At 66.1% G+C, this 23,968-nt stretch carries 21 protein-coding genes; 17 read left to right on the forward strand and 4 right to left on the reverse strand.

The window, feature by feature from the left end:
* The first annotated feature begins 49 nt into the window (after positions 1 to 49).
* Positions 50 to 1,627, forward strand: coding sequence for a hypothetical protein (locus ACWJIO_RS03455; RefSeq protein WP_480311388.1), 1,578 nt, complete (start codon positions 50 to 52; stop codon positions 1,625 to 1,627).
* A 196-nt stretch (positions 1,628 to 1,823) separates the two neighbouring features.
* On the opposite strand, the gene ACWJIO_RS03460 is transcribed toward ACWJIO_RS03455, so the two are convergent.
* From ACWJIO_RS03460 to ACWJIO_RS03470, 3 genes are all read right to left on the reverse strand, one after another.
* Positions 1,824 to 3,788 (reverse strand): glycosyltransferase family 2 protein, encoded by a 1,965-nt coding sequence (locus ACWJIO_RS03460; protein ID WP_480311389.1) that lies wholly within the window; start codon positions 3,786 to 3,788, stop codon positions 1,824 to 1,826.
* A 156-nt stretch (positions 3,789 to 3,944) separates the two neighbouring features.
* A complete protein-coding gene (locus ACWJIO_RS03465; RefSeq protein ID WP_480311390.1) occupies positions 3,945 to 4,835 on the reverse strand; it encodes a hypothetical protein in 891 nt (296 codons plus the stop codon).
* A 242-nt stretch (positions 4,836 to 5,077) separates the two neighbouring features.
* Positions 5,078 to 6,475 (reverse strand): PhoH family protein, encoded by a 1,398-nt coding sequence (locus ACWJIO_RS03470; protein ID WP_480311391.1) that lies wholly within the window; start codon positions 6,473 to 6,475, stop codon positions 5,078 to 5,080.
* Positions 6,476 to 6,555: 80 nt separating this feature from the next.
* On the opposite strand from ACWJIO_RS03470, the gene ACWJIO_RS03475 reads away from it, so the two are divergent.
* The 16 genes from ACWJIO_RS03475 (at position 6,556) to ACWJIO_RS03550 (ending at position 21,097) form a co-directional block, all read left to right on the forward strand.
* A complete protein-coding gene (locus ACWJIO_RS03475; protein WP_480311392.1) occupies positions 6,556 to 7,752 on the forward strand; it encodes a F420-0:Gamma-glutamyl ligase in 1,197 nt (398 codons plus the stop codon).
* A 305-nt stretch (positions 7,753 to 8,057) separates the two neighbouring features.
* A complete protein-coding gene (locus tag ACWJIO_RS03480) occupies positions 8,058 to 9,047 on the forward strand; it encodes a hypothetical protein (RefSeq protein WP_480311393.1) in 990 nt (329 codons plus the stop codon).
* Positions 9,037 to 9,627 (forward strand): Holliday junction resolvase RuvX, encoded by a 591-nt coding sequence (gene ruvX / locus ACWJIO_RS03485; RefSeq protein ID WP_480311395.1) that lies wholly within the window; start codon positions 9,037 to 9,039, stop codon positions 9,625 to 9,627. Before ACWJIO_RS03480 ends, ruvX begins: the two co-directional genes overlap by 11 nt.
* A 41-nt stretch (positions 9,628 to 9,668) precedes the next feature.
* Positions 9,669 to 10,211, forward strand: a complete 543-nt coding sequence (locus tag ACWJIO_RS03490) for a DUF3727 domain-containing protein (RefSeq protein ID WP_480311396.1) — start codon at positions 9,669 to 9,671, stop codon at positions 10,209 to 10,211.
* A complete protein-coding gene (locus ACWJIO_RS03495; protein WP_480311397.1) occupies positions 10,211 to 10,762 on the forward strand; it encodes a YqeG family HAD IIIA-type phosphatase in 552 nt (183 codons plus the stop codon). The genes ACWJIO_RS03490 and ACWJIO_RS03495 overlap by 1 nt, the downstream gene beginning before the upstream one ends.
* Complete coding sequence (proB, locus tag ACWJIO_RS03500) at positions 10,759 to 11,886, forward strand: glutamate 5-kinase (RefSeq protein ID WP_480311398.1); 1,128 nt, start codon at positions 10,759 to 10,761, stop codon at positions 11,884 to 11,886. The genes ACWJIO_RS03495 and proB overlap by 4 nt, the downstream gene beginning before the upstream one ends.
* 11 nt (positions 11,887 to 11,897) lie before the next feature.
* Complete coding sequence (gene lpxD, locus ACWJIO_RS03505) at positions 11,898 to 12,989, forward strand: UDP-3-O-(3-hydroxymyristoyl)glucosamine N-acyltransferase (protein ID WP_480311400.1); 1,092 nt, start codon at positions 11,898 to 11,900, stop codon at positions 12,987 to 12,989.
* A gap of 53 nt (positions 12,990 to 13,042) precedes the next feature.
* A complete protein-coding gene (leuB, locus tag ACWJIO_RS03510; protein ID WP_480311401.1) occupies positions 13,043 to 14,128 on the forward strand; it encodes a 3-isopropylmalate dehydrogenase in 1,086 nt (361 codons plus the stop codon).
* A gap of 110 nt (positions 14,129 to 14,238) precedes the next feature.
* Complete coding sequence (locus tag ACWJIO_RS03515; protein ID WP_193815027.1) at positions 14,239 to 15,141, forward strand: phosphoribulokinase; 903 nt, start codon at positions 14,239 to 14,241, stop codon at positions 15,139 to 15,141.
* Positions 15,142 to 15,287: 146 nt separating this feature from the next.
* On the forward strand, positions 15,288 to 15,539 hold the full coding sequence (locus ACWJIO_RS03520) for a hypothetical protein (RefSeq protein ID WP_480311403.1): 252 nt from the start codon (positions 15,288 to 15,290) through the stop codon (positions 15,537 to 15,539).
* 11 nt (positions 15,540 to 15,550) lie between these two features.
* Positions 15,551 to 16,426: a prepilin peptidase gene (locus tag ACWJIO_RS03525; RefSeq protein WP_480311404.1), complete on the forward strand. Its 876-nt coding sequence runs from the start codon at positions 15,551 to 15,553 to the stop codon at positions 16,424 to 16,426.
* 53 nt (positions 16,427 to 16,479) lie between these two features.
* Positions 16,480 to 17,367: an acetyl-CoA carboxylase, carboxyltransferase subunit beta gene (gene accD, locus ACWJIO_RS03530; protein WP_480311406.1), complete on the forward strand. Its 888-nt coding sequence runs from the start codon at positions 16,480 to 16,482 to the stop codon at positions 17,365 to 17,367.
* A complete protein-coding gene (locus ACWJIO_RS03535) occupies positions 17,364 to 17,801 on the forward strand; it encodes a hypothetical protein (RefSeq protein WP_480311407.1) in 438 nt (145 codons plus the stop codon). Before accD ends, ACWJIO_RS03535 begins: the two co-directional genes overlap by 4 nt.
* 19 nt (positions 17,802 to 17,820) lie before the next feature.
* On the forward strand, positions 17,821 to 18,912 hold the full coding sequence (locus tag ACWJIO_RS03540; RefSeq protein ID WP_480311408.1) for a Gfo/Idh/MocA family protein: 1,092 nt from the start codon (positions 17,821 to 17,823) through the stop codon (positions 18,910 to 18,912).
* Positions 18,913 to 19,262: 350 nt separating this feature from the next.
* Positions 19,263 to 20,336 (forward strand): class II fructose-bisphosphate aldolase, encoded by a 1,074-nt coding sequence (gene fba, locus ACWJIO_RS03545; protein WP_480311409.1) that lies wholly within the window; start codon positions 19,263 to 19,265, stop codon positions 20,334 to 20,336.
* 110 nt (positions 20,337 to 20,446) lie between these two features.
* A complete protein-coding gene (locus ACWJIO_RS03550; protein WP_480311410.1) occupies positions 20,447 to 21,097 on the forward strand; it encodes an alpha-ketoglutarate-dependent dioxygenase AlkB family protein in 651 nt (216 codons plus the stop codon).
* Positions 21,098 to 21,121: 24 nt separating this feature from the next.
* On the opposite strand, the gene ACWJIO_RS03555 is transcribed toward ACWJIO_RS03550, so the two are convergent.
* Complete coding sequence (locus ACWJIO_RS03555; RefSeq protein ID WP_480311412.1) at positions 21,122 to 23,950, reverse strand: UPF0182 family protein; 2,829 nt, start codon at positions 23,948 to 23,950, stop codon at positions 21,122 to 21,124.
* Positions 23,951 to 23,968: the final 18 nt, after the last annotated feature.

Consider the following 23,968-nt stretch of genomic DNA (forward strand, 5'->3'; position numbering starts at 1 on the left):
GTGGTCTATGCAAGACTGGAATGCGATCTCAGCAGCAATAAGCACAGGCATGAAGTTAGAAGCCTGCAAGCACAGAATTCTTCGGTTCATACAAGAAGGGAACTATGCTGCAGCAGAAGCAAAGCTGCAGGCCGCTCAGCAGCGCTTTCCAGACAGTCTAGACTTGCTAATACTGCTTAACGACTTAGCCAGAGTAACAAGCGATTGGCGCCAGGCGAGGAAGGCAGCCCGCAGAATGATCGCAACACATCCGCAGGCACCTGATGGCTACGCTCGGCTTGCTCAGGATCTGCTGAAAGTAAGACGAACGAGCCAAGCCGCAAAAGTGATCGACAAAGGCGCTCGCCTCTTCCCGACAGATTTCTGGATACTGTGGACAGCGATCACAGTGCATCGCTCCGTTCCAGATCCTGCAAAGGCCATCGCTGCTGGCTATGCCTTGGCTCGATATCACCCAGGCCGAATCGAAGGATATCTCAATCTAGTGCGTGACTTGGAGAAATCAGGCGCCGCCAAAGAAGCCATTAATGTGATGGAAGAAATTCCAAGCAGCTTAGCAAGTCATGATTCCTTTTCTGAACTCAGCAGGCATGCCTTGAGGCTGAGTCCTCGACTCTATTTTGAACGCTTCTCAAGCGACTCACGAGGAGTGGATTCTCGGCACTCTAGAGGCATTGATGCCAAGTCTAGCCAGCCGTTGGTTCTTCACAACACTCACATAGGGATGGGGAATGTCTGGAGTGGCAATTCAATATTTAAATATCTCGTCCTGCACAGCCTTTCCGCCAGACTCAACACAGTACGAACCACTGTGGTTTCAAACTTTTCCTTCGGCGAATGGAAGATTCCATGTCGCACCATTACTGCCACTAGCGGCGATGGCGTTCTAACCATCCATGATGACCAGCACTTCGACGTTGAGTACCTTTGTCAGACCCTAGCCGCTGGATTTGTCAACAGAGTTGAGTTTCCGGGCTACTATCAGCGGGTAGAGTACCTGCCCTCGGTGCAGACCTGCCGCTCTCTATTCAAACGCCGAGACATAGGTGTGCTGCGGGAACTACTTACCGATTCAATTCTATGCCATATCAGAGCGGGAGACATTCTTTCACCAGTACACCCACACTACTTGCTGCTGCCTGTCGACTATTATCAGTACATTGCAGATACAACTGGAAAGAAGCTTGTTTTCTGCGGACAGCTTGGTGACGACGACTACAGCACATCAATTCGAGCTGCCTTCCCGCATTCAGCAGTTATACCTCAGCAAGACAGATTTTCAGACTTTCACTTACTCATGCATGCTGAAGAAGCCGTGTTGTCTGTAAGCACATATGCTTGGCTGGCAGCATGGATGTCAGAAGCAAAGAGGATCCACATGCCAATCTACGGAATGTACAGTAATGTGCAGGATTCAAAGACAAATCTCATCCCTCTTCATGATTCGCGCTATGTTTATGACATGTTTCCCTACTCACATCCCACCCAGCTACAGGGTCTACGAACCGAGCATAAGAAGTTACTCGGCGAGTGGACTCGCGTGAGCACGGATCAGATTATTGAAGCCAGTTTATCCTCTAGGGGACCGCATGGCGATTGGAGGTTTGGCCATTCAGGAGATCTGTAAGCAACCGCATTGACAAGACCAGCGATCGGGAACATGTCTGGCTGTTCTGGCCGAACTGGTCGTTCGCTGTTGAGGCCCTCCATCTTTTGCGCAGTCTATTGCCTAGGAGATGAGCACATAAAGCCTCAGAATTTTCCCTAGGGTGAGTTCTGAATCCTGTCTTGCAGAACTGAAACATAGTCCATCAAGAGATGCACTATTTCTCCAGCGCCGCCAGGATGGTTGCCGGAATCTCTTCTGCAGGATCATCCAAGCTAGCGATGGCTGCCACAAACCGCTCTCGCATCAATGAGAGTGAGCGGGCTTGGAGGTGAACCAGCTTCGGATCAGCAGCAAGCTCTGCATAGAGCGTTCCCAACGACCTGCGCTGCAGCGCTGTAAATAGCCTGTCTGAACTTGGTTCACCAGAGATATCGCGTAGGTAGCAACGAATCACGGCTGGTTCGAGCGACTTGCTGACCACGCGCTGATCACCAGTGTTGCGCGACTTCTTCCAAACGAATTCATAGAGTGATTTGTGGAAGAAATGTACGATTGCTCCATAGTTAACTCGCGGTCTCTTAACCTTAGCAGGAACTGTTGCAGCATAGTATTCCTCACACAGAGCAAGATTGCCGCGCACGACAAAGGGGAACGCCAAACCACTCTGAACTGGGTGATGTGCTTGACTCGCTAGAAAAAGAGATGGCCTGAAGATCGACTTGACAAGAACGCTTCCTCCGCTAATCCCGATGTGGCGCGACGGCAGGGGGTCAAGGATCCCGTTAAAGGACTGATCCTGCTTTGATGGCATGGCAAACATCCAGTTCAAAGCGATGGCATCAAAGGGGACAAGAGAATGTGCCAATACATCCTCCAGCCATTGCGTGAGACTTATCTCATGAGCTGGCCGCGCCGCCCCAGCAGCTGTTGGACAAAGTGAGATGTACTCGTCAATGTCAATAACGGCACACCATTCATAGTTAAGAACCTCTCGGGAAACGGAAAAGGCATGGTTGTAAGCCTTGTACTGAGGTAGGCAGACAGGATCTGAAATTTCACTGGGCAATACCGTGAGCCGGCCCGTAAGGGCTGAAATCCGTTCGGCAATCTCAAGGGTCGCATCATCATTGCTATTGGTATACAAGAAAATATGATCAAATCCCAGGGATAGATGATAACAGCACCAATGCAGAAGATAGACAGCTTCATTACATGCTGTGGCCACAATACAGGCTTTGAACTTCGGCTTTACGGCGAGTCTTGCGGCATAGTCCAGGACAGCATCAGCCGTGCGAGGCCTTGTGAACGGCATCTCAAGCTCTCCCAGCCAATCCATCGAGGCTGGGAGCTTGGTGCTGCTGGAGCCGGCCTCTGGTAGAGAGCTTGTTCCGTGTGGATTGGGCTTGCCGTCATGGCGGTGGCCTGAGCTGGCTGGCCCGCCAGGTTGAAGCAGCGCATAGGCTGACTGGAGATAGGGGTGGCGCAGATTTAGGAAGCAGGATGCTCTGGCCAGCTCTGGAGCCTTATTGGCCAGCCGCGTCATGGTCTGATCTGGGTTGGCATCACCCAGCACTGTCCGCACCAGGGCGACAACATTGGGCGAGACATGCTGGTGCCCAAACGGGATCAGAGTGAACGTTTCCCAAGCACCTTGATTTGAACTAGAAAACTCGATCCTTGAACTGGAAGAGAGCATCGAAGTCTGCTTACCACTATTGGTGCCCTGCTGAGCGTGTTGAATCGGCAGCGCGCAGAGGAAGCGTTCTGTGGAGTCAGCGACAAAACCAGTAAGCGCACCGCAATGTTGATAGACAACGGAATGGATCGAAACAGATTTCAGGCCTGCAACCTGATCAAGGCTTGGGGATTGCCCTACTCCCCAGGATGTTGGCGTGATCAGAACACAAGACTTGAAGTCATGAACATCCTGACCATCCAATGATGCAGATCTAGTCAGAGCCAGAATAACTGGAGCGAGTTTTTGCTCAATCAGGGTGGCCGTCTTGCGCTTGCTATGGCGGAAACGACCCTTGCGATCGGCCACAACCATGCCGTGGGACCATGTGATCAGCAGATAGAAGCTGATACAGCTCATTCGAGCCAGCTCTGCCAGCGCATCGGCGTTCTCCTGCTGTTGACGCTGATGACCCCAGAGGCTCAACACCAATACAATCGTCAAGTCAACTTTGATTTTAGCATGGATAAGTCATCATCCCGATAGCGCCATGATGGACGAGATACAAGCTTGCTTGAAGCCGAAGCCTTAAGTCCTAGCAGTACATCGACTAGCCAGAAGCTTCTAGACCCAAACAATGGGATGACGGGCCAGTAGCCATCAACATGACCCCATCAGGGCGAGGTGGTTCTGCTTCGCCAAGGCCACCAGCTCGGCACAAGGCACGCCTTCAAAGGAACAATCCATCAGTGGCAGGAAGATGGAATCAAGATCCTCGTTCTGCAATGCTTCGGGGAATGAATCTTGATTCTCAATCAAGTCAATAGCTGATTGATAGAGGATAAAATCATGGAGCTGAAGCTGAAGCATGGCTTGGCGAAACTGAGGGGAATTAAGGACAGCTGGGTCGACAACGGGCCGAGATGCATTTCTTTCCAATTGGATGCTCCCCGATGCTTCGCTGGTCTTGGCCCTTCTGGCCATTCGATCAATCAGACGTTCAATGCCACTCTCTATGCAGAAAAAGTCAATTGACCTGAGTCGACGCTTACACATAGAGGCGTAGCCCCTAATCTCGTCAACTGTATCAAGGCGAGGCTTTTGAAGAGAAAGGAAGGTTGCTTGATTGCTTAGTATGTATCCCTTTCTGCGATTTAGAATGTCAACGAGGCACTCATGATCTTGGAAGTCAAGGAAGACAAAGTCCCTCATGGCACTTATTGTGTCAGGAGGATGAGAGGCCAAGAACTTGGCTGATCTTGCAGAAGCCTCAAACTGCCAGTTGAATTGAGATACGAGCTGCTTCAGAGGATTGCGAAGGGCTGTGCAGAACTGCGCAGTCCTGGAAAGCCTTTCCTGCAGCTCCTGAAACTGTCTATAGGTCACATGGCCTGCAAGGATATGGTCTTTTTCTCCAAGACTCAGAACCGACTGGATGTCATCATTCAAGAGGAAAGCTTCAATATGTCCTGCAATCTTCACACCACGAATGCTTAAGGAAGAACAGATGTAGCTCCCAGCTGTTTTTGGAATATGGATAAAGAAACGCACAGGCCTTGAGCAGTACATCAAGCAAGCATTGGCTGTGAGTGCGGCAATCTTATGCCATCTGATACCGGATGAGCCCCTTGTCCTCACCGACTGCCAGCAAAGGCCTGGAGAAACTTTCCACCAGGTCGTCCAACTGCTGATCAGCGCAAACCAGGGCCGATCCCCTGGCAATGCTTGGTATCAAATCTGCCCGACAGCATGGGCTTCGTCAGCGAGCTGACGGCCGAACGGACGACATCCCTCTAAAGCAGATTCGCCGCCAGCTCCGCCAGTGGTGAGCGCTCACCGCGCATCAGCGTCACATGGCCCGCCAGCGGCTGGCCCTTGAAGCGCTCCACCAGCCAGGTGAGGCCGTTGCTCTCGGCGTCCACGTAGGGATTGTCAATCTGATAGGGATCACCGGTGAGCACGATCTTGGTGCCCTCCCCCACCCGGGTCACGATCGTCTTCACCTCATGGGGTGTGAGGTTCTGGGCTTCATCCACCACCATGTATTGGCGGGGAATCGAGCGGCCACGGATGTAGCTGATCGCCTCCACCTCCAGCAGCCCCATGCCCTTGAGATCCGACCAGTTGCTGCGCTGAGAGCGCTGACTGCGCCCGCCGCCGCCAGCACCGGGGCCATTAGCCCGGCCCGCCTCCTCCGGACTGCCGCCTAGCAGGAAGTCGAGGTTGTCGATGATCGGCTGCATCCAGGGGCCCATCTTCTCCTCGAGGTCGCCGGGCAGGAAGCCCAGCTCCTTGCCCAGGGAGATCACCGGGCGGGTCACCAGCAGGCGCTCGTAGAGGCGCTCATCAGCCACCTGGTGCAGGCCAGCGGCCAGGGCCAGCAAGGTCTTGCCCGTGCCCGCCTTGCCCACCAGGGTCACCAGCTGGATGTCGGGGTCGAGCAGCAGGTCGAGGGCGAAGGTCTGCTCACGGTTACGGGCCTGGATCCGGCCCAGGCGAACCTTCTGGGCCCGCTGCAACGGCTGCAGGGTGCCCGTCTGGGCCTGGAAGCGGCTCAGCAGGGTGTGGGTGGGCTGCGCCCGGTCGATCAGCATCACCCCCTCGTTGACCTGCGGCGGTGCCGGCAGGTCCAGGCCGTCGATGGGCAGCCCGGCCCCCTGCTTCACCTGATCCATCTGCTCGGCACTGGCCCACAGCTCGCAGACCCCCGGATAGAGGTCGTCGATCGCCACCTTGTCGGTGCGGTAGTCCTGGGCGATCAGACCCACCGCATCGGCCTTGATGCGCAGGTTGGTGTCCTTGGTGACCAGCACCACAGGTGGCTGGCTGCCGATCACCGCCTCCAGCCGCTGGGCCTCGAGAGCCACCGCGAGAATGTTGTTGTCGCCATTGCCCGCCTTCAGCTCCGGCGGCAGCTGCAAGAGGGTTTCGGCGCGGCAGAACACCACTTTCAGGGTTCCTCCCTGCTCGCCGTTAGGCACGCCGTCGGCCAGGTTGCCGTGGGCCCGGAGGTCGTCGAGCAAGCGCGACACCTGGCGGGCATTGCGGCCCTTTTCAGCGGGGTCACGCTTGAAGCGGTCGATCTCTTCCACCACCTCGATCGGGATCACGATCGCGTTGTCTTCGAAGCGGGTGAGCGCCGCCGGATCGTGCAGCAGCACGTTGGTGTCGAGCACGAAGGTCTTGCGCATCCCCAGGCCGTCCGGCCAGCTGCGGTGGACGCTAATTCCCCGGCTGCACGTACGCTCCGGCGAGCCACACGCCGTTGCCGTTGTTCCTTGCTGCCGTGTTCAAGATCGTCTTGGTGCTGGCCCTGCTGCTGGGGCTGCTGCTGCTGTGGCTGGAGCTGCGCCACCGGCTGCGGCCGGCCTCTCCCCTGAAGCTCAGCGCCGATGGCTTCAACGTGGAGCGTTCTCCCGCCGATCTTCCCGGGGGCTACCGGGTGAGCGGCACGATCACGATCCGCAACCCCCATCCCCGCATGGAGGTGTTCGTGCCCGAGCTGGAGCTGCGCCCCACCCTGCTGGGCCGCGGTGACCTGGCCGGGCTGCGCCTGCTCAGCCGGGTGCAGGCCAAGCACCCCGATGAGGAGGGCCGCGCCGATGGCTACTGGGCGGCCTACATCGTCAAGGGCCGCAAGGCCACCAGCGCCTGCCTGAGCCTCGAGCTGAGACCAGGCCCCGGCCAGGACCTGGACGCCCTGCTCGACACCCTCTGGCTCGAAGTGCTCTGGGTGAACTACGGGCCCTTCGGCCGCCTCTGGCGACGGGATGGGATCCTGGTGCCGCTGCGGCTGCCCACCCCGGTGGAGCCCGCCACCGCCAGCTGGCGTGCAGGGGAACGCTGTGCAGTGCTGCCCGTGCGCACTCACCTGCTCGGCAGCCTCGATGACCCCGAGGCGGTGCTGCGTCGCTACGCCGGTGCCCTGCTCCAGCCAGGTGACGTGCTCACCCTGGGGGAAACCCCCCTGGCGGTGATGCAGGGCCGCTACCAGCACCCGGAGATGGTCACGCCCTCAGGCCTGGCGCGCCTGCTCTGCCGGGTGTTCCACCCCACCAGTTCCCTGGCCACCGCCTGCGGGCTGCAGAGCCTGATCGACGTGGTGGGTCCAGCCCGGGTACTGGGCGCCTGGCTGGTGGGCACGGCCCTCAAGCTGGTGGGCTCCAAGGGCTGGTTTTACCGGCTGGCAGGGGATCAGGCCCGCCTCATCGACGACGTGACCGGCACCACGCCCCCCTACGACCAGACGATCGTGCTGGGGCCCCACCAGCCGGAAGTCTTCTGCACCCGCATGGCGGCGGCCCTGGGGGTGGCGGTGGCCGTGGTGGACGTGAACGACCTGGGCCGGGTGAAGGTGCTGGCCTCCAGCAGCGGCTGCGACGAGGCCCTGCTGCAGCGCGCCCTGCGCCCCAACCCGGCGGGCAATGCCAACGAACGCACCCCCGTGGTGCTGGTGCGGCCGGCCTGACCTGGGCTGGCGGCCGTTGCGTCGCCCCAGCGGTGGGGCTTCGACGGCGATAGCATCCTCAAAGAGTGGTCAGGCCTCCGCGGGCCCACTGCTCAGCCCACACTCGAGCCTGTCAAGGTCCATTCCGAGGTCTGCCAGGGATGTCGGTGCTTCCCCCATCCACTGCCCGCACCCCCATGGAGGCTCCACCGGCCCCAGAGTCGGCTCTCTCGTGCCAGAAGTCTGCTGCCGCTTCAGCCCAGGCCCCTGCTGACGACCGCGCATCCGACCCCTGCCTGCGGCTGGAGCCGCTGGCGGGCTGGCACATGCCTCTCCTGCATGATCCGGCCTACCTGCCCCTGCACCCGCTGCTGCAGCGCGCGGTGCTGCTCACCATGCCCCAGAGGCTGCTGCAGCTGCTCAGCAACCGGCCCTCCCTGGGCCCGCAGGTGCTGGTGGCCCTGAGCCAGCAGACGCCCCAGGGCTTGATTGTGAGCCGGCGGCTCAACCGCAGCGGCAGCTGCTGGCAGGTGCAGCACCTGCGCCTCTCGGCCACGCTGGCGCGGCGCGAGCTGGCCGGCACCCTGCTGAGGGAGGCAATCCGCCGGGGACGAGGGGCCAGCAGCTGGATCGCCACGGCCTCCAGCCTCGACCGTGACCGTCTGGCGGTGCTGCGGGAGCAGGGCTTTCAGCCGCTGCGCACCGATCGCCTCTGGCGCTGGCCCCAGGCCCATCCCGGCAGCGGCGACGCCGCCGGCCTGGAGTTGCGCCCCCTGAACAGCCGCACCGCCTCCGAACTGTGGCACCTGGAGCAGGCCGCCTGTGCCGCCCAGCTGCGCCAGCTGCTGGACCGACGCGTGGAAGACCTGCTGGCCCAGAGTCACGGCCGCGGCTGGATGCTGTTCGATCCCTGCCGGGAGCAGGCCGTGGCCGCGGTGCGCTGGATTGGCGATCACGCCGGTGGCGGCCACGACGTGAAACTCACCGTGCATCCCGGCTGGCAGCACCTGTTCGGAGACCCCACCGCGCTGCTGCTCAGCCAGGCCCAGCGCAGCTTCGCCGAGGGGCACTCGCTCTGGCTGGGCTGCGACGTGAGCCAGGAGAACGGCCAGCGCTGGCTGGCCCAGAGCGGTGCCGAGGAGCGGGGTGAGCGGGTGCTGATGGCCCGCAGTGTCTGGCGGCGACAGGAGCTGCAGGCACCGGCCCAGCTCGCCGCCCGTCGCCTCGAAGCGGTGTGGGAGCAGTGGCAGCCCCGCCGCCAGCCCATGCCCACGCCGGTGGGTCCGGGGCAGGGCGGTTTCGCCGATGCCCCCTGAGTCCCTCCCGGTGGGGAGGCGGCCTCTGGCGCCCCGCCCCCGCTCGGCGCTGGCCCTCGATGTGGGCCGTCGTCGCATCGGCCTGGCCGGCTGCGACCCCCTCGGCCTCACCGTGAGGCCGTTGCCGGCCCTGGCCCGGGGGCGCTTCGCGGCCGACCTGGGCCGCCTGCAGCCCCTGATCGCCGCCCGCCGGGTCGAAGCCCTGGTGGTGGGCCTTCCCCTCGACAGTTCAGGCCAGCCCACGGAGCAATGCCGGCACTGCCGCCGCTACGGCGAGCAACTGGCCAGAGCCACCGGCCTGCCCCTGGCCTGGGTGAACGAGCACGGCAGCAGCTGGTCAGCGGCCGAGCGCCATGGCCTGCACGGCGACCGCTCCGGCGCCCTGGACAGCGCGGCCGCCCAGCTGCTGCTGGAGCAGTGGCTGTTAGAAGGTCCAGAACCTGGCGCGGCCGCAGGGGAGCCCCGGCTGGAGGGAGGGGAAACGCCCCAGGAGAGTCCAGACGCGAGGCCTTTGATGCAGGCGCCGGTGCAGCGGGCGACCATCGCCAGGGGCGCAGGGCCCCACGCTGCACCATCCTGAGGGGCACAGCTCCTCCGATGGCGAGCACCGCAGGTTCATTCATGACTGGCTCCGGCGAGATCCGCTCCGATGTGCCCACCCTCCTGGTGCGGGATCAGCAGGGCCGCCAGCTGCTCTGTTTCCTGGAACAGCTGATTCCGCTCGATGGCCACGACTACGGCCTGCTGACGCCGGTGGATACGCCGGTCTGCCTGTTCCGCCTCAACGACGATGACGAGCTGCCCGAGTTGATCGACACCCTGGAGGCCAGCGAACCGATCCTCTCGGTGGCCGATGTGGTGCTCCAGGAGCATGACCTCACCCTGGTGCGCTCGGCGGTGACCCTCACCGTGAGCGGCGAACTCGATGAACCCGATCCCGACGAGCTCGAGGAAGACGAAGAGGATGACGAGACAGAGACCTACGAGCTGCTGGTGACCTTCATGGCCGACGAGCAGGAGTATGGCCTCTACATCCCGCTCGATCCCTTCTTCGTGGTGGCCCGCATGGAGGGCAACGGCGCCCTGGTGGTGGAAGGCGAGGAATTCGATCGGGTGCAGCCCCGCATCGAGGCCGAGCTGGAGGAGCGGGAGGGGCTGGCGTGATGCTGCGTCAGCTGCTGCGGCCGAACTGGCTGATCGATCGCACCCTGGCGGAACTGCCGCTGCAGGACCTGCTGGATCAGGGTATCCGCGCCCTGGTGCTCGATGTGGACCGCACCCTGCTGCCCAGGGGCACGGCCACGATCCTGCCGGAGAGCGCCCTGCGCTGGCTGCAGGCGGCCCGCGAGCAGCTGCCGATCCACCTGTTCAGCAACAACCCGTCGCGGCAACGCATCGGCGCCGTGGCCCGGCAGCTGGACCTGCCCTTCACCACCTCGGCCGGCAAACCCCGCCGCGGCGCCCTGCGCAAGGTGCTCAACCAGTTCGCCCTGCCCCATCACCAGGTGGCCCTGATCGGCGATCGGCTGTTCACCGACGTGATCGCCGGCAACCGGCTGGGGCTGTTCACGGTGCTGGTCAAACCGATCGATCCCCAGGGGCAGCCCTGCCGTCGCGATGGCCTGCAGCGGCTGGAGCTGCGCATGGCCCACTGGCTGGGCAGCGGGCTGGGCAGCGGGCTGGGCAGTGGGATGGGCAGTGGCCGGGGCCGATGAGCACCACCCCCCTGCGCCGGGTGGTGAAGGTGGGCACCAGCCTGCTGCGCGGTTCGGCCGAACGACCCACCGCCGCGGTGATCGCCGACCTGGCAGCCAGCCTCAACCGGGCCCGCCGCCAGGGCGACAGTGTGGCCCTGGTCACCAGCGGTGCGGTGGGGCTGGGCTGCTCCATCCTTGGCCTGGCCCGCCGCCCCACGGAGGTGGAGGCCCTGCAGGCCGCCGCCGCCATCGGCCAGGGGCGGCTGATGGGCCTCTACCAGGACGCCTTCGCCGTGCGCGGCCTCAAGGCGGCCCAGGTGCTGCTCACCCGGGGGGATCTGGCCTCGCGGCGGCGCTATCAGAACGCCTGCCGCACCCTGGCCCAGCTGTTCGCCTGGGGGGTGGTGCCCGTGGTGAACGAGAACGACACCCTGGCCACCGATGAACTGCGTTTCGGCGACAACGACACCCTCTCGGCCCTGGTGGCCGTGGCCGTTGGCGCCGACGAGCTGATCCTGCTCACCGACGTGGACCGTCTCTACTCGGGCGATCCCCGCCAGGACGCCAGCGCCGAACCGATCAACGAGGTGGGCAGCCTGGCGGAGCTGGAGCGCCTCAGCCAGGGAGCCAGCGGCGGTGGCCAGTGGGGCACGGGCGGCATGACCACCAAGCTCGCGGCCGCCCGCATCGCCACCTCCAGCGGCATCCGCGTGCACCTGGCCGATGGCCGTGATCCCGCCGTGCTCGATGCCTTGATGGCCGGCGAGCGGGTCGGCACCCTGTTCCAGCCCGCCGCCACCCCTGTGCCCGACCGCAAGCGCTGGCTGGCCCATGCCCTGCTGCCCCAGGGCAGTGTGCGGCTCGACGTGGGGGCCGAGCAGGCCCTGATCAGCCATGGGGCCTCCCTGCTGGCGGTGGGCGTGCTGGCCGTGGAGGGCGACTTTCTGCCCCGGGAGGCCGTGCGTCTGCTCAGCAACGACGGCCGTGAGCTGGGCCGGGGCCTCGCCACCCGGGGCAGCGCCGAGCTGCGCCAGCTGGTCGGCCAGGCCGGGGTGGAGGTGGTGCACCGTGACCACATGGCCCTGGTGGGTGAGGCCGCGGTCGGTCACCGCGATCGCTCTACGATCCGGCCCAGCTCGTAGTTCCAGCGGCCATGCGCTTCAGCGACCTGCTCGGCCTCCTGAGCGATGTGCAGGCCGCCGGTGGTGCAGGGGCCGTGGCCCACCACCTGGCAGGCGACCCCGGCATCGAGGGGGCCGCCGCCCTCGACCAGGCCGGTGCCGCCCAGATCTGCTTCCTCGAACCGGGCCACGCGCTCAGCGCAGCCCTGGAGGGCTGCAACGCCGCCGCCGTGCTCCTGCCCGCGCGGGGCGAGGAGGCCCAGGCTCTGCAGGAGCTGGCCAGCGCCCGCGGCCTGGCCTGGGTGGCCCTGCCCGACCCGCGGCTGGGCTTCGCCGAGGCGCTGGAGGCGCTGTTTCCAGCCGCCCCCCTACCGGCGGGCGTGGCCCCCAGCGCCGTGGTGGACCCATCAGCGCAGCTGGGGCTCGGCAGCCACATCGGCGCGAACGTGGTGGTGGGGGCCAGGGCCGCGATCGGGGCCCACTGCTGCCTGCACCCTTCCGTGGTGCTCTACGACGACGTGGAGCTGGCCGAGGGCTGCACGCTGCATGCCGGTGCGGTGCTCCATGCCGGCACGCGCCTGGGCCGGGGCTGCGTGGTGCACGCCAACGCCGTGATCGGCAGCGAGGGCTTCGGCTTCGTGCCCACCGCCGCCGGCTGGCGCAAGATGCCCCAGACCGGCCGGGTGGTGCTGGAAGACGGCGTGGAGGTGGGCTGCGGCAGCACCATCGACCGCCCCACGGTGGGGGAGACCCGCATCGGCGCCGGCACCAAGATCGACAACCTGGTGCACATCGGCCATGGCGTGACCACGGGCCGGGGCTGTGCCCTGGCCGCCCAGGTGGGGATCGCTGGTGGGGCCCGGCTGGGCCACGGCGTGATCCTGGCCGGCCAGGTGGGGCTGGCCAACCGGGCGGTGATGGGGGATGGGGCGATCGCCTCCTCGAAGTCTGGGATCCACGGCAGCGTGGCCCCCGGCGAGGTGGTGAGCGGCTACCCCGCCATTCCCAACCGGCTGTGGCTGCGCTGTTCGGCGGCCTTCAGCAAGCTGCCCGAACTCAGCCGCCAGCTGCGGCAGCTGGAGAAGCGTCTGGGCGCGCAGGAGCAGTCCGGGGGGGAGCGCTGAGGCCGTCGAGGCCGACGCGTAGCCTCACGCTCCAGGCTCGATTGCCTCCCCTGATGACCTCCCGCCACCGGATCACCCTGCTCGCCGGCGACGGCATCGGGCCGGAGATCCTGGCCGTCGCCCGCCAGCTGCTCGACGCGGTGAGCCTCCGGCACGGCTTCAGCCTCGACTACGACGAGCAGCCGATCGGCGGCGCCGCGATCGACAGCTGCGGCGTTCCCTTGCCGGAGAGCACCCTGGAGGCCTGCCGGGCCAGTGATGCCGTGCTGATGGCCGCCATCGGCTCGCCCCAGTACGACAGCCTGCCGCGCCAGCAGCGTCCTGAAACCGGCCTGCTGGGCCTGCGGGCCGGCCTGGGGCTGTTCGCCAATCTGCGGCCGGTGAAGATCCTGCCCGCCCTGATCGAGGCCAGCAGCCTGCGGCGCGAGGTGGTGGAGGGGGTGGATCTGATCGTGGTGCGGGAACTCACCAGCGGCATCTACTTCGGCAGCCCCAAGGGGCGGGTCGAGACCGAGGCCGGCGTGCGCGCCTTCAACACCATGGCCTACAGCGACCACGAGATCGACCGCATCGCCAAGGTGGGCTTCGAGCTGGCCAAGGAGCGCAGCGGCCGGCTCTGCAGCGTGGACAAGGCCAATGTGCTGGATGTGTCGCAGCTGTGGCGTGAGCGGGTGGAGAGCCTCCACGCCAGCACCTACCCGGAGGTGGCCCTCAGCCACCTGTACGTGGACAACGCCGCCATGCAGCTGGTGCGCCAGCCGCGCCAGTTCGACGTGCTGCTCACCGGCAACCTGTTCGGCGACATCCTCAGCGATGAGGCGGCGATCCTGAGCGGCTCGATCGGCATGCTGCCTTCGGCCTCCCTCGGCAGTGACGGGCCGGGCCTGTTTGAGCCGATCCACGGCTCCGCCCCGGACATCGCCGGCCAGGACAAGGCCAACCCGATGGCGATGGTGCTCAGCGCCGCGATGATGCTGCGGGTGGGTCTGCAGCAGGAGGCCGCTGCCGCCGCCCTGGAGAGCGCCGTGGACCGGGTGCTGGAGCAGGGGTATCGCACCGGCGACCTGATGGCCCCCGGCTGCACCGAGCTGGGCTGCGCCGCCATGGCCGACCAGCTGCTGGCCGCCCTGGAGAGCTGAGCCTGCAGCCAACCGGGCCAGCCTGCAGGCCAGGCAACGATCCATGGGGCTTGGCTGGGCCTGGGGGGGCGACCTGTCAAACTCAGCCGGAGTTTCACTGATCCCCGCGCATGTCGAAGCGTCATCCGGTTGTTGCTGTCACCGGGTCGTCCGGCGCGGGCACCAGCACTGTGAAGCGGGCTTTCGAGACCATCTTCCAGCGCGAGGGCATCACCCCGGCCGTGGTGGAGGGCGACAGCTACCACCGCTATGAGCGCGGGCCGATGAAAGAGGCCATGGCTGCGGCGATGGCGAGTGGTGAGAACTTCTCCCACTTCGGTCCGGAGGCCAATCTCTTCGACAAGCTCGAGGAGCTGTTCCGCAGCTATGGCGAAACCGGTGGCGGTCAGAAGCGCTACTACCTCCACTCCGTGGAAGAGGCCGCCGAGCACAACGGGCGCCTGGGCGTCAACCTCGATCCGGGTCAGTTCACCCCGTGGGAGCCGATTCCCGCCTCCACCGATCTGCTGTTCTATGAGGGGCTGCACGGCGGCGTCGTGGGCGATGGCTACGACGTGGCCGCCCTGGTGGACCTGTTGGTGGGCGTGGTGCCGATCACCAACCTGGAATGGATCCAGAAGATTTCCCGCGACAGCGCCGAGCGTGGCTATTCGGCCGAGGCGATCGTGGACACGATCCTGCGCCGCATGCCGGACTACATCAACCACATCTGCCCCCAATTCAGCCTCACCGACATCAACTTCCAGCGGGTCCCCACGGTGGACACCTCGAACCCGTTCAAGATCCGCAACATCCCCACCCCGGATGAGAGCTTCGTGATCATCCACTTCCGCAAGGGTGCCCGGGAGAAGTGGGGGATCGACTTCACCTACCTGCTCGACATGATCCACGACTCCTTCATGTCCAGTCCCACCTCGATCGTGGTGAACGGCGGCAAGATGGGCTTCGCCATGGAGCTGATCCTCACCCCGATCATCCACCGCATGATCGAGGTGAAAAAGGCCGCAGCCTGAGCTGGCCAGCAACGGCTGCATCCGCATAACGGCAACAGCGCTTATGCTGTGCTGAGCAATCTGGAGGCGGTGAGACCATTAGCAACGCCCCATCCGGACCACTCTGTCCTTCCTTTCTGATCCCTGGAGCGGCTGCCTCTCCCGGATTGAATCTGCGTCTGGATCGCATCAACAGCCAGCAGGTGGTGCTACTGGCCCGACGGGCTCTGTTCAGCTACATGGAGCGTTGTCCCGGCGCCCCGGAACCCTGCGGCGTGGTTCTCCAGGCTGACCGGGGCCGCGTCGTGCTGGAGATGCCGGTGTTATTGCCGGATGAGCAGTTCATTCCGATCGAGCTGATCCGTGGTCGGCTCACCCGAAGCGGCGGCAGCCGGCTGCGCTGGGCCCGGCCCAGCTGAACCCCCAAGCCATGGTGCCCCTCCTGTCCAACCTCACGGCATCGGTCCCCTCGCCGGCTGGGCTCTGGCTGTGGGGAGCCTGTCTGCTGGGGGCCTGCGTCGGCAGCTTTCTGAATGTGGTGGTGTGGCGCCTGCCCCGGGAAGAATCCCTGCTGAGCCCCCCGAGTCACTGCCCCCGCTGCGGCACCCGCCTGGCCTGGTTCGAGAACATCCCGCTGCTGAGCTGGTGTGGGCTGGGCGGCCGTTGCCGCCACTGCCACAGCCGGATCCCCGTTCGCTATCCCCTGGTGGAGCTGCTCACCGCCGGGCTCTGGGTGGCGGCCGTGCTGGCCGTGCCCAGCGCCATGGGGCCTGAACCCCTGGCCTGGGGAAGGGTGCTGGCCGGCTGGTTGCTGCTCAGCTGGCTGATTCCTCTCACCCTGATCGACCTGGATCGGCTCTGGCTGCCCGAACCGCTCTGCCGCCTCGGGCTGCTGCTGGGCCTGGCCAGCACGGCCCTGCTCGGCCTGGCCCAGGGCGGGGTGGTGGGGCGGGCCCTGGTGCTGAACCATCTGCTGGCCGCCGGGCTGGGGCTGCTGGGTTTCGAGGCGATGAGCGCCATCGGAGAACGACTGATCGGCCAACCGGCCCTGGGCCTGGGCGATGCCAAGCTCGCGGCCCTGCTCGGCGCCTGGCTTGGGCTGGGGGGCCTCGGGCTCACCGTGGCGCTTGCCGTTGGCGGCGGCGCCCTGGTGGGGTTGGCCGGCCGGCTGAGCGGCCGGCTGGGCCGCCACGACCCGATGCCCTTCGGCCCCTTTCTGGCCAGCGGCGGTGCCGGAGTGTGGCTGCTGGGCAACGACTTCTGGATCGCGCTGCTGGGACGCTGGGGTCTGGTGGGCAGTGGCTGAACGACAAGCGCCTTAAATGGTTCTTCCAGCCCGATGCGTCTCGCCCTGCGCCGATGTCCCTGTTCGACTGGTTCGCCGATCGCCGCAAGCCACCGCCGGTGGTGCGCGTCACCCAGGAGCCGGAGGAGGGCGATGGCCTCTGGAGCAAGTGCCCGGACTGTGGCCTGGTGGTGTACCGCAAGGACCTGATCGCCAATGCCAGTGTCTGCAAGGGCTGCGGCCACCACCACCGCATCGACAGCGAGGAGCGGATCCGCCTGATTGCCGATCCGGGCAGCTTCGAGCAGCTCGATGCCGACGTGGCCCCCACCGACCCCCTGGCCTTCAAGGACCGGCGCAGCTACACCGACCGGCTGCGCGACTGCCAGCAGAACACCGGCCTGCGCGATGCCGTGGTCACCGGTCTGTGCCGCAGCAACGACCTGCCGCTCGCCCTCGGCGTGATGGACTTCCGCTTCATGGGCGGATCGATGGGCTCGGTGGTGGGGGAAAAACTCACCCGTCTGATCGAAACGGCCACAGCCCGGCGCTACCCGCTGCTGATCGTGTGCGCCTCCGGCGGGGCGCGCATGCAGGAGGGCATGCTCAGCCTGATGCAGATGGCCAAGGTGTCCGGCGCCCTGCAGCGCCACCGGGCCGCTGAACTGCTCTACATCCCCCTGCTCACCCATCCCACCACCGGAGGGGTGACGGCCAGCTTCGCCATGCTGGGAGACCTGATCCTGGCGGAGCCCAAGGCCCTGATCGGCTTTGCCGGGCGGCGGGTGATCGAGCAGACCCTGCGCGAAAAGCTGCCTGACGACTTCCAGACCGCCGAATACCTCCAGGACCATGGCTTCGTGGATGCGATCGTCGCGCGTCCCGACTTCCGGGCCACCCTGGCGGAGCTGCTGCGCCTGCATGGCTGCCGCGAACAGGTGACGGCAGGAGCCACCCCATGAGCCCGCGCCAGTCGTTGTGGTCGCTGTTCGCTGGCCTGGTGCTGGCCCTGCTGCTGCTGGCACCGTTGCCGGGCCTGGAGCTGGGACGGGGGCTGGACGTGGCACCGGCCGCTGCCGGATCGGTGGACTGGCACGAGGTGCCAGCAACGGACGAGGGGCGCCAGTGGTGGGATGCCGGCAGCCTGCGCCGCAGCCGTGGCGGCAACCTTTCGGTGCTGAGCCGTTTTCAGGCCGCCAGCGACTCTGACCAGCCCCGCATGGGAGATCTCTATGTGATGGAGGTGGACTGCGGCCAGAAGCTCTACCGGGACACCTCAATCAATGGCCTGCCCCAGTTCGGCTCCGAGTGGCAGCCCGCCGCCGGCGACGACCTGATCAGCTCGGTGATCGCCGAGAGCTGCCAGGCCGGTGCGGTGCTGCTGCAGGCTGCCTGAATCCCTTCTCCCTGCTCCGATGGCCGTGAGCCCCGCCACCCTCTCCCAGCGCCCCCTGGGCGTGGCCGTGGCCGGCCTCGGCTTCGGCGCGAGCGTGCACCTGCCGGCCCTGCGGGCCTGTGCCGGCACTGAACCGGTGGCCCTCTGGCACCCCCGCCAGGAGCGGCTGGACCGCGTCTGCGGCGAGCAGGAGCTGCCCGGCCACAGCGACTTTGCCGCCCTGCTGGCCAATCCCAGGGTGGAGGCGGTGGTGATCGCCACGCCGCCAGGACCCCGCTTTGCCCTGGCCCAGCAGGCGCTGGAGGCTGGAAAGCACCTGATGCTCGAAAAGCCGGTGGCCCTCGACGCCAGCCAGGTGGAGGAGCTGCAGCGGCTGGCCCTGGCCCGGCGGCTCACGGTGGCGGTGGATTTTGAATACCGGGCCGTGCCCCAGTTCCAGCAGCTGGACGCCCTGCTGCGCAGCGGTGAGCTGGGCGATCTGGTGCTGGTGAAGCTCGACTGGCTGATGGGCAGCCGGGCCGATGCCTCCAGGCCGTGGAGCTGGTATTCCCAGGCCGAGGCCGGCGGAGGGGTGCTGGGGGCCCTCGGCACCCATGCCTTCGACATGCTGCAGTGGTTGGTGGGTCCGGGCCGGCGGGTGCACGGCCAGCTCAGCACCGCCATCGGCGAACGCCCCCTGCCCGATGGCAGCGGCCGGCTGGCCGCCGTGGACGCCGAAGACGTTGCCCTGGTGCAGCTGGAGCTGGAGGCGGCCGATGGCCGGATCGTGCCCGCCCAGGTGGCCCTTTCCTCGGTGGCCCGCCGCGGCCGCGGCTGCTGGCTGGAGCTCTACGGCCGCCAGGGCACGGCCGTGCTGGGCTCCGACAACCAGGCTGACTACGTGCACGGCTTCCAGCTCTGGTGCTCCCAGGCCGGGGAGCCCCTGCGCCGGCTCGAGCCCGATCCAGCCCTGGCCTTTCCGCGCAGCTGGGAGGACGGCCGCATCGCGCCGGTGGCCCGCCTGCATGGCTGGTGGAGCCAGGCGGTGCGGGAGGGGCGACCGATGGTGCCAGGGCTGGCCGAGGCCGCGAGCAGCCAGCGCTGCTGCGATGAGGCCCGCCGGGGCCACTGAGCGCCACGGGCACCGACCCCAGCAAGCGCCAACATTCGGTAGCAACCGCTACGCTTTAAGGGCGTTGACCCGGGGTTCGCCCGGTCCTGCCTCCCACGGGCAGCAGCGCTCCACCCACCGCGATCCGCTCGATCGGGAGCTCCGTCCATGTCCATCACCACCGCCCGTCAGCTGGCCCGTCAGGCCGAGGCCGCCCGCCGCGCCGCCAAGCAGAGCGAGTTCAGCCTGCAGGCCCTGCGCCGCCAGCAGCTGATCGACTGAGTCGCCCGGCATACCACGCCAGGAGCCAAAGCCGCGGGGGGCATCACCTAGACTCCGCCCCAGTTCCGTCTCCTATCGCGAGGTTTCCCATGGCGTTGGTTCCGCTTCGGCTGCTGCTTGATCACGCCGCCGAGAACGGTTACGGCATTCCTGCGTTCAACGTGAACAACCTGGAGCAGGTGCAATCGATCATGGAGGCGGCCTATGAAACCGACAGCCCCGTGATCCTGCAGGCGTCCCGGGGTGCCCGCTCCTATGCCGGTGAGGCTTTTCTGCGCCACCTGATCCTGGCCGCCACCGAAACCTATCCGGACATCCCGGTGGTGATGCACCAGGACCACGGCAACAGCCCCGCCACCTGCTTTGGCGCCGCGGCCAACGGCTTCACCTCGGTGATGATGGATGGTTCCCTGGAAGCCGACGCCAAGACGCCCGCCTCCTATGAGTACAACGTGCGCGTCACCAAAGAGGTGGTGGACGTGGCCCACGCCATCGGCGTGAGCGTGGAGGGCGAGCTGGGCTGCCTCGGCTCCCTCGAAACCGGTAAGGGCGAGGCCGAGGACGGCCACGGCTTCGAGGGTGCCCTCTCCAAGGAGCAGCTGCTCACCGATCCCGCCGAAGCCGCCGACTTCGTGGCCAAGACCAAGGTGGACGCCCTGGCGATCGCCATCGGCACCAGCCACGGTGCCTACAAGTTCACCCGCAAGCCCACGGGCGAGGTGCTGGCCATCAGCCGCATCGCTGAGATCCACAAGGCTCTGCCCAACACCCACCTGGTGATGCATGGCTCCTCCTCGGTTCCCCAGGAGTGGCTCGACATGATCAACAAATACGGCGGCGCCATCCCCGAGACCTACGGCGTGCCCGTGGAGGAGATCCAGGAAGGCATCCGCAACGGTGTGCGCAAGATCAACATCGACACCGACAACCGCCTGGCCTTCACCGCTGCGGTTCGGGAAGCGGCCGCCAAGGATCCCTCCAACTTCGATCCCCGCCACTTCAACAAGCCCGCCCGGGCCTACATGAAGCAGGTCTGCCTCGACCGCTACCAGCAGTTCTGGTGCGCCGGCAACGCCAGCAAGATCAAGCAGCGCGACATCAACTACTACGCCGCTCTCTACGCCAAGGGCGAACTGGAGCCCAAGGTGGCCGTGCCCGCCTGATCACTGCCGTCACCCAGGACCCGCCAAGGCGGGTCCAAACTATGGAGGGGGCGCAGGCCCCCTTTTTTGTGTGCTTCGTCGCCGATGATCCCGGCTTGGAGCGAGCCGCGATGACCGCCCAGCTGGACTTCTTTGACCCCTCCCCTGGAGCTACTCCACAACTGCAGGAGTTACCAGGCCTGACCCTGCGCTTCTGGCCCTGCTGGGCCGGAGGCGAGGCAGACGGCTGGATGGGAAGCCTCCAGCGTGAGGTGCCCTGGAAGCAGGAATCCATCACCCTCTTCAGCCGCAACCACCCCCTGCCCCGCCTCACCTGCTGGGTGGGAGATCCCGGCTGTTCCTACACGTACAGCGGTGTTGCCAACCCGATCGAGCCCTGGTCGCCACTGCTGCAGCAGCTGCGGCAGCGGGTACAGACCGAGGCGGGCTGCCGCTTCAACTCCCTGCTGCTGAACCGCTACCGCGATGGTCGCGACGCGATGGGCTGGCATGCCGATGACGAGCCGGAGCTCGATCCCCGGGCGCCGATCGCGTCCCTGAGCTTCGGGGCTCCCCGCAGCTTTCGCCTCAAGCCCAAGGCCCCTGGCCGCTTCACAGGCAAGCCCCTGGCCTACGAGCTTGGCCATGGAGATCTGCTGCTCATGGATCCCCCCACCCAGGAGAAGTGGCTGCACCAGGTGCCCCAGCGCCGGTGCCTGACGCGGGAGCGCATCAACCTCACCTTCCGTCTGATTCGTTCAGCGGCACCTTCTGCCTGCTGAACGCGCCAGGGCCATGGCCGCGGCTCAAACCGCAGGCTGCACGTCCGTGGCCGCCGTGGAGCGACCGGGATCGAGCAAGGCCTCGAGGGCTTCGCTGAGGCTGGCCTCCATCGCAATCCGGGAGCTGTCGCTCACCACCACCCTGGTGAGGGTGGGCAGGCCGCCGGCCCGGGCCTGCAGGTACACCGGCTCCACGTAGAGCAGACCCTCGCCGATCGGCACCACCAGCAGGTTGCCCTGGATCACCTTGGAACCGGCCCGGTCCCAGAGGCCGAACTGCTGGCTGATGCGCGGGTTCTGGTTGATCAGGGCCTGCACCTGCTCCGGTCCGTAGATGGGCAGCTGGCTGGGGAAGCGCAGCAGGGTGAGTTCGCCGTAGTGGGGGGCATCACTCCGGGCCGCCAGCCAGCCCACCAGGTTGGGGCGGGCCAGGGGGGTGAGGGGCTGCAGCAGCAGAAACTCCGGCTCCTTCTCCCCCGGCAGCTGGGCACTGGCGTGGAAGGGCTCCACCCGCACCTGTTCCTCGCCGTAGAGCTCCTTGGGCACCTGCCACACGTCGTCGCCGCTGTAGAAGATGCGTGGATCGGTCACGTGGTAGCGGAGCAGCTGGGTGGTCTGCACCTCGAACTGCCAGCGGGGATACATGATGTGCTCCCGGATCGCCGCGGGCATCGCCGTGATCGGCTGGAACAGCTCCGGAAACAGCTTCTGCCAGCTGCGGATCAGCGGGTCGGCGGGCTCCGCCACGTAGAGCACCATCTGGCCGGTGAAGGCATCCACCACCGCCTTCACCGCGTTGCGGGCGTAGCGCAGTTCAGGCCGGCCCGGCACGGCGGCGCTATAGGGGTAGAAGGCACTGGTGGTGAAGCCATCCACAATCCAGTACTGGTGCTGATCGGCGCTGAACGGTGGTGAGCCATCCACCTGAACCGACACCAGGTAGGGGTCGGCCTCAAAGCGCACGAACGGAGCCGCCGTGCGCAGCCGGTCCCGCACCTCGCGGTGCAGCAGCAGGCGGGTGTCGTCGGTGAGCTCACCACCCACCAGCAGCTTGGGCTCACTCAGATAGATCGCCGCCGCCAGCCGCTGCCAGCGCTTGGCCAGGGGCACCCCGGCACCGCCGCTGTAGTGGATGTAGAAGTTCTCGTCCCCCTGGGGATAGTTGAACTCCTGCACCGCCGTCGGAGCCAGTGCATAGGGGGAGGGCAGGGCACCGAAGTAGAGGAAGGGGTCCTGGGTGGGCACCACCTGCTGCACCTCGGCCTTGGTGATGCCCAGCTGGCTGTTGCCCTCCACCTTGGTGGAGGGGCCAAGATCTGAGATGAAGAAGTCGGGCAGGCCCTCGGGGCCACTGGTGTTCACCGGCGAGAGCGTGAAGCCGTTGCCGTGGGTGAACACCAGGTGGCGGTTCAGCCAGGTGCGGGCGGTGCTGGGCAGGGCTCCCTGGTCGAGTTCCCGGGCCGCCATGAACACCTGCTGGCGTCCCAGCCCCCCCTGGGAGCGCAGCCGGTAGCGATCCACCACCGGCTCTGAGAAGCGGTAGTACACCCGCAGCTGCTGCAGCTGGCGGTTGGTGGCCAGCAGCGGTTCGCTGTCCCAGAGGCGCACGTTGCTGAGGGTGGCCTCGCCGGCCGTGAGGTCCTGGCGGCTGAGCCGGGCGTTGGGCACCCGATCCACGATCGTCATGCCATCGAGCTGGAAGGCCCGGCGGGTGGCCCCGATCGAGCGGGCCAAGTAAGGCAGCTCCCGCTCCAGCTCCTGGGGGTTCACCAGCAGGTTCTGGAGCAGGGGGCTGAGCAGTCCATCGGCCAGGGGCAGCAGGGGCAGCAGCAGCGCCAGGCCCAGGGCCAGCGGAGCCCGCCGCCCTTCCCGGGCCAGCGGCACCAACAGCACCACCGCCAGCAGCAGAGCCACGACGGCGGCGGCGGTGCGCAGGGGCAGGGCCAGGTGCACATCCAGCCAGCCAGCCCCCGGCACGCTGCCGGTGGTGCTGAGCAGCAGCTGGTGGCGGCCCAGCCAGAAGGCCAGGGCGATCAGCAGCGCCAGCAGGGCCAGGGGCGCCCGCAGGGCCAGCAGCTGGGGCGGGCTGAAACCCGCAAAGCGGCCATCGCTGAGCTGGGAGCCCCGCGCCAGCAGGCCCCAGAGCGCCAGGCAGAGGCTGGCCAGCACCAGGGCCAGGGCCAGGGTGAGCGCCAGGGCCAGGGCGGGGAAGCGCAGCAGCACGAAGCTCACGTCGGCGCCCAGCAGCGGCTCCCGGATGCCGCTGGGCTCAGCCACCACCGCAAGGCTCCAGAGGCCCCAGCCCCGCCCCAGCACCAGGGCCAGCCCGAGTCCCAGGGCGGCGTGCAGCAGCCGTGCGCCCGCCTCGGGCCGGAAGCCCAGCAGCACAGCGGCCACCACCGCCACCAGCAGCATCGGGCCGGGGCTGAGCCCCGCCAGGCCGATCAGACCGTGCAGGCGCTGCGGGTCGAAGGGCTGAAAGGCCAGCCGGGCCGCCAGGCCCCAGACCAGGGCCAGGGGAACCAGACCGCCCGCCAGAAGCACAAGCAGCAGCAGGCCGTAGGGGAGCGTCGGCAGGGGCAGACGCCCCCTGGGGGCGCCAGGCAGACGCCAGAACCACAGCAGCCAGCCCTGCAGCAGGGCCGTGAGGCCCAGGCCCAGAGCGAGGCCGAGCAGCTGCAGGCCCCAGCGGCGCAGCAGCACCGAGTCGAGCGAGAACTGGGAGAACCAGCTCCACTCCACCCAGAGCCGGGAGGCCAGCACCGCAGCGAGGCCGGCGGCCAGCAGCAGCAACGGCAGGCCGATCCGCCACGGGAGGCGGCCGCGGGGTGCTGGGCGGTCGGAACGGGTCACGGGCTGAGGCTAGGCAGC

The organism is Paraciimarium castrense LEGE 11436 (assembly GCF_056633055.1).

Excerpts from the sequence above, each read along its gene's own strand:
- ACWJIO_RS03455 (WP_480311388.1), top strand. The coding sequence starts at position 50 with ATGAAGTTAGAAGCCTGCAAGCACAGAATTCTTCGGTTCATACAAGAA.
- ACWJIO_RS03470 (WP_480311391.1), bottom strand. The coding sequence starts at position 6,475 with ATGCGCAAGACCTTCGTGCTCGACACCAACGTGCTGCTGCACGATCCG.
- ACWJIO_RS03480 (WP_480311393.1), top strand. The coding sequence starts at position 8,058 with ATGCCTCTCCTGCATGATCCGGCCTACCTGCCCCTGCACCCGCTGCTG.
- ruvX (WP_480311395.1), top strand. The coding sequence starts at position 9,037 with ATGCCCCCTGAGTCCCTCCCGGTGGGGAGGCGGCCTCTGGCGCCCCGC.
- ACWJIO_RS03490 (WP_480311396.1), top strand. The coding sequence starts at position 9,669 with ATGACTGGCTCCGGCGAGATCCGCTCCGATGTGCCCACCCTCCTGGTG.
- ACWJIO_RS03495 (WP_480311397.1), top strand. The coding sequence starts at position 10,211 with ATGCTGCGTCAGCTGCTGCGGCCGAACTGGCTGATCGATCGCACCCTG.
- proB (WP_480311398.1), top strand. The coding sequence starts at position 10,759 with ATGAGCACCACCCCCCTGCGCCGGGTGGTGAAGGTGGGCACCAGCCTG.
- lpxD (WP_480311400.1), top strand. The coding sequence starts at position 11,898 with ATGCGCTTCAGCGACCTGCTCGGCCTCCTGAGCGATGTGCAGGCCGCC.
- leuB (WP_480311401.1), top strand. The coding sequence starts at position 13,043 with ATGACCTCCCGCCACCGGATCACCCTGCTCGCCGGCGACGGCATCGGG.
- ACWJIO_RS03515 (WP_193815027.1), top strand. The coding sequence starts at position 14,239 with ATGTCGAAGCGTCATCCGGTTGTTGCTGTCACCGGGTCGTCCGGCGCG.
- ACWJIO_RS03525 (WP_480311404.1), top strand. The coding sequence starts at position 15,551 with ATGGTGCCCCTCCTGTCCAACCTCACGGCATCGGTCCCCTCGCCGGCT.
- accD (WP_480311406.1), top strand. The coding sequence starts at position 16,480 with ATGTCCCTGTTCGACTGGTTCGCCGATCGCCGCAAGCCACCGCCGGTG.
- ACWJIO_RS03535 (WP_480311407.1), top strand. The coding sequence starts at position 17,364 with ATGAGCCCGCGCCAGTCGTTGTGGTCGCTGTTCGCTGGCCTGGTGCTG.
- ACWJIO_RS03540 (WP_480311408.1), top strand. The coding sequence starts at position 17,821 with ATGGCCGTGAGCCCCGCCACCCTCTCCCAGCGCCCCCTGGGCGTGGCC.
- fba (WP_480311409.1), top strand. The coding sequence starts at position 19,263 with ATGGCGTTGGTTCCGCTTCGGCTGCTGCTTGATCACGCCGCCGAGAAC.
- ACWJIO_RS03550 (WP_480311410.1), top strand. The coding sequence starts at position 20,447 with ATGACCGCCCAGCTGGACTTCTTTGACCCCTCCCCTGGAGCTACTCCA.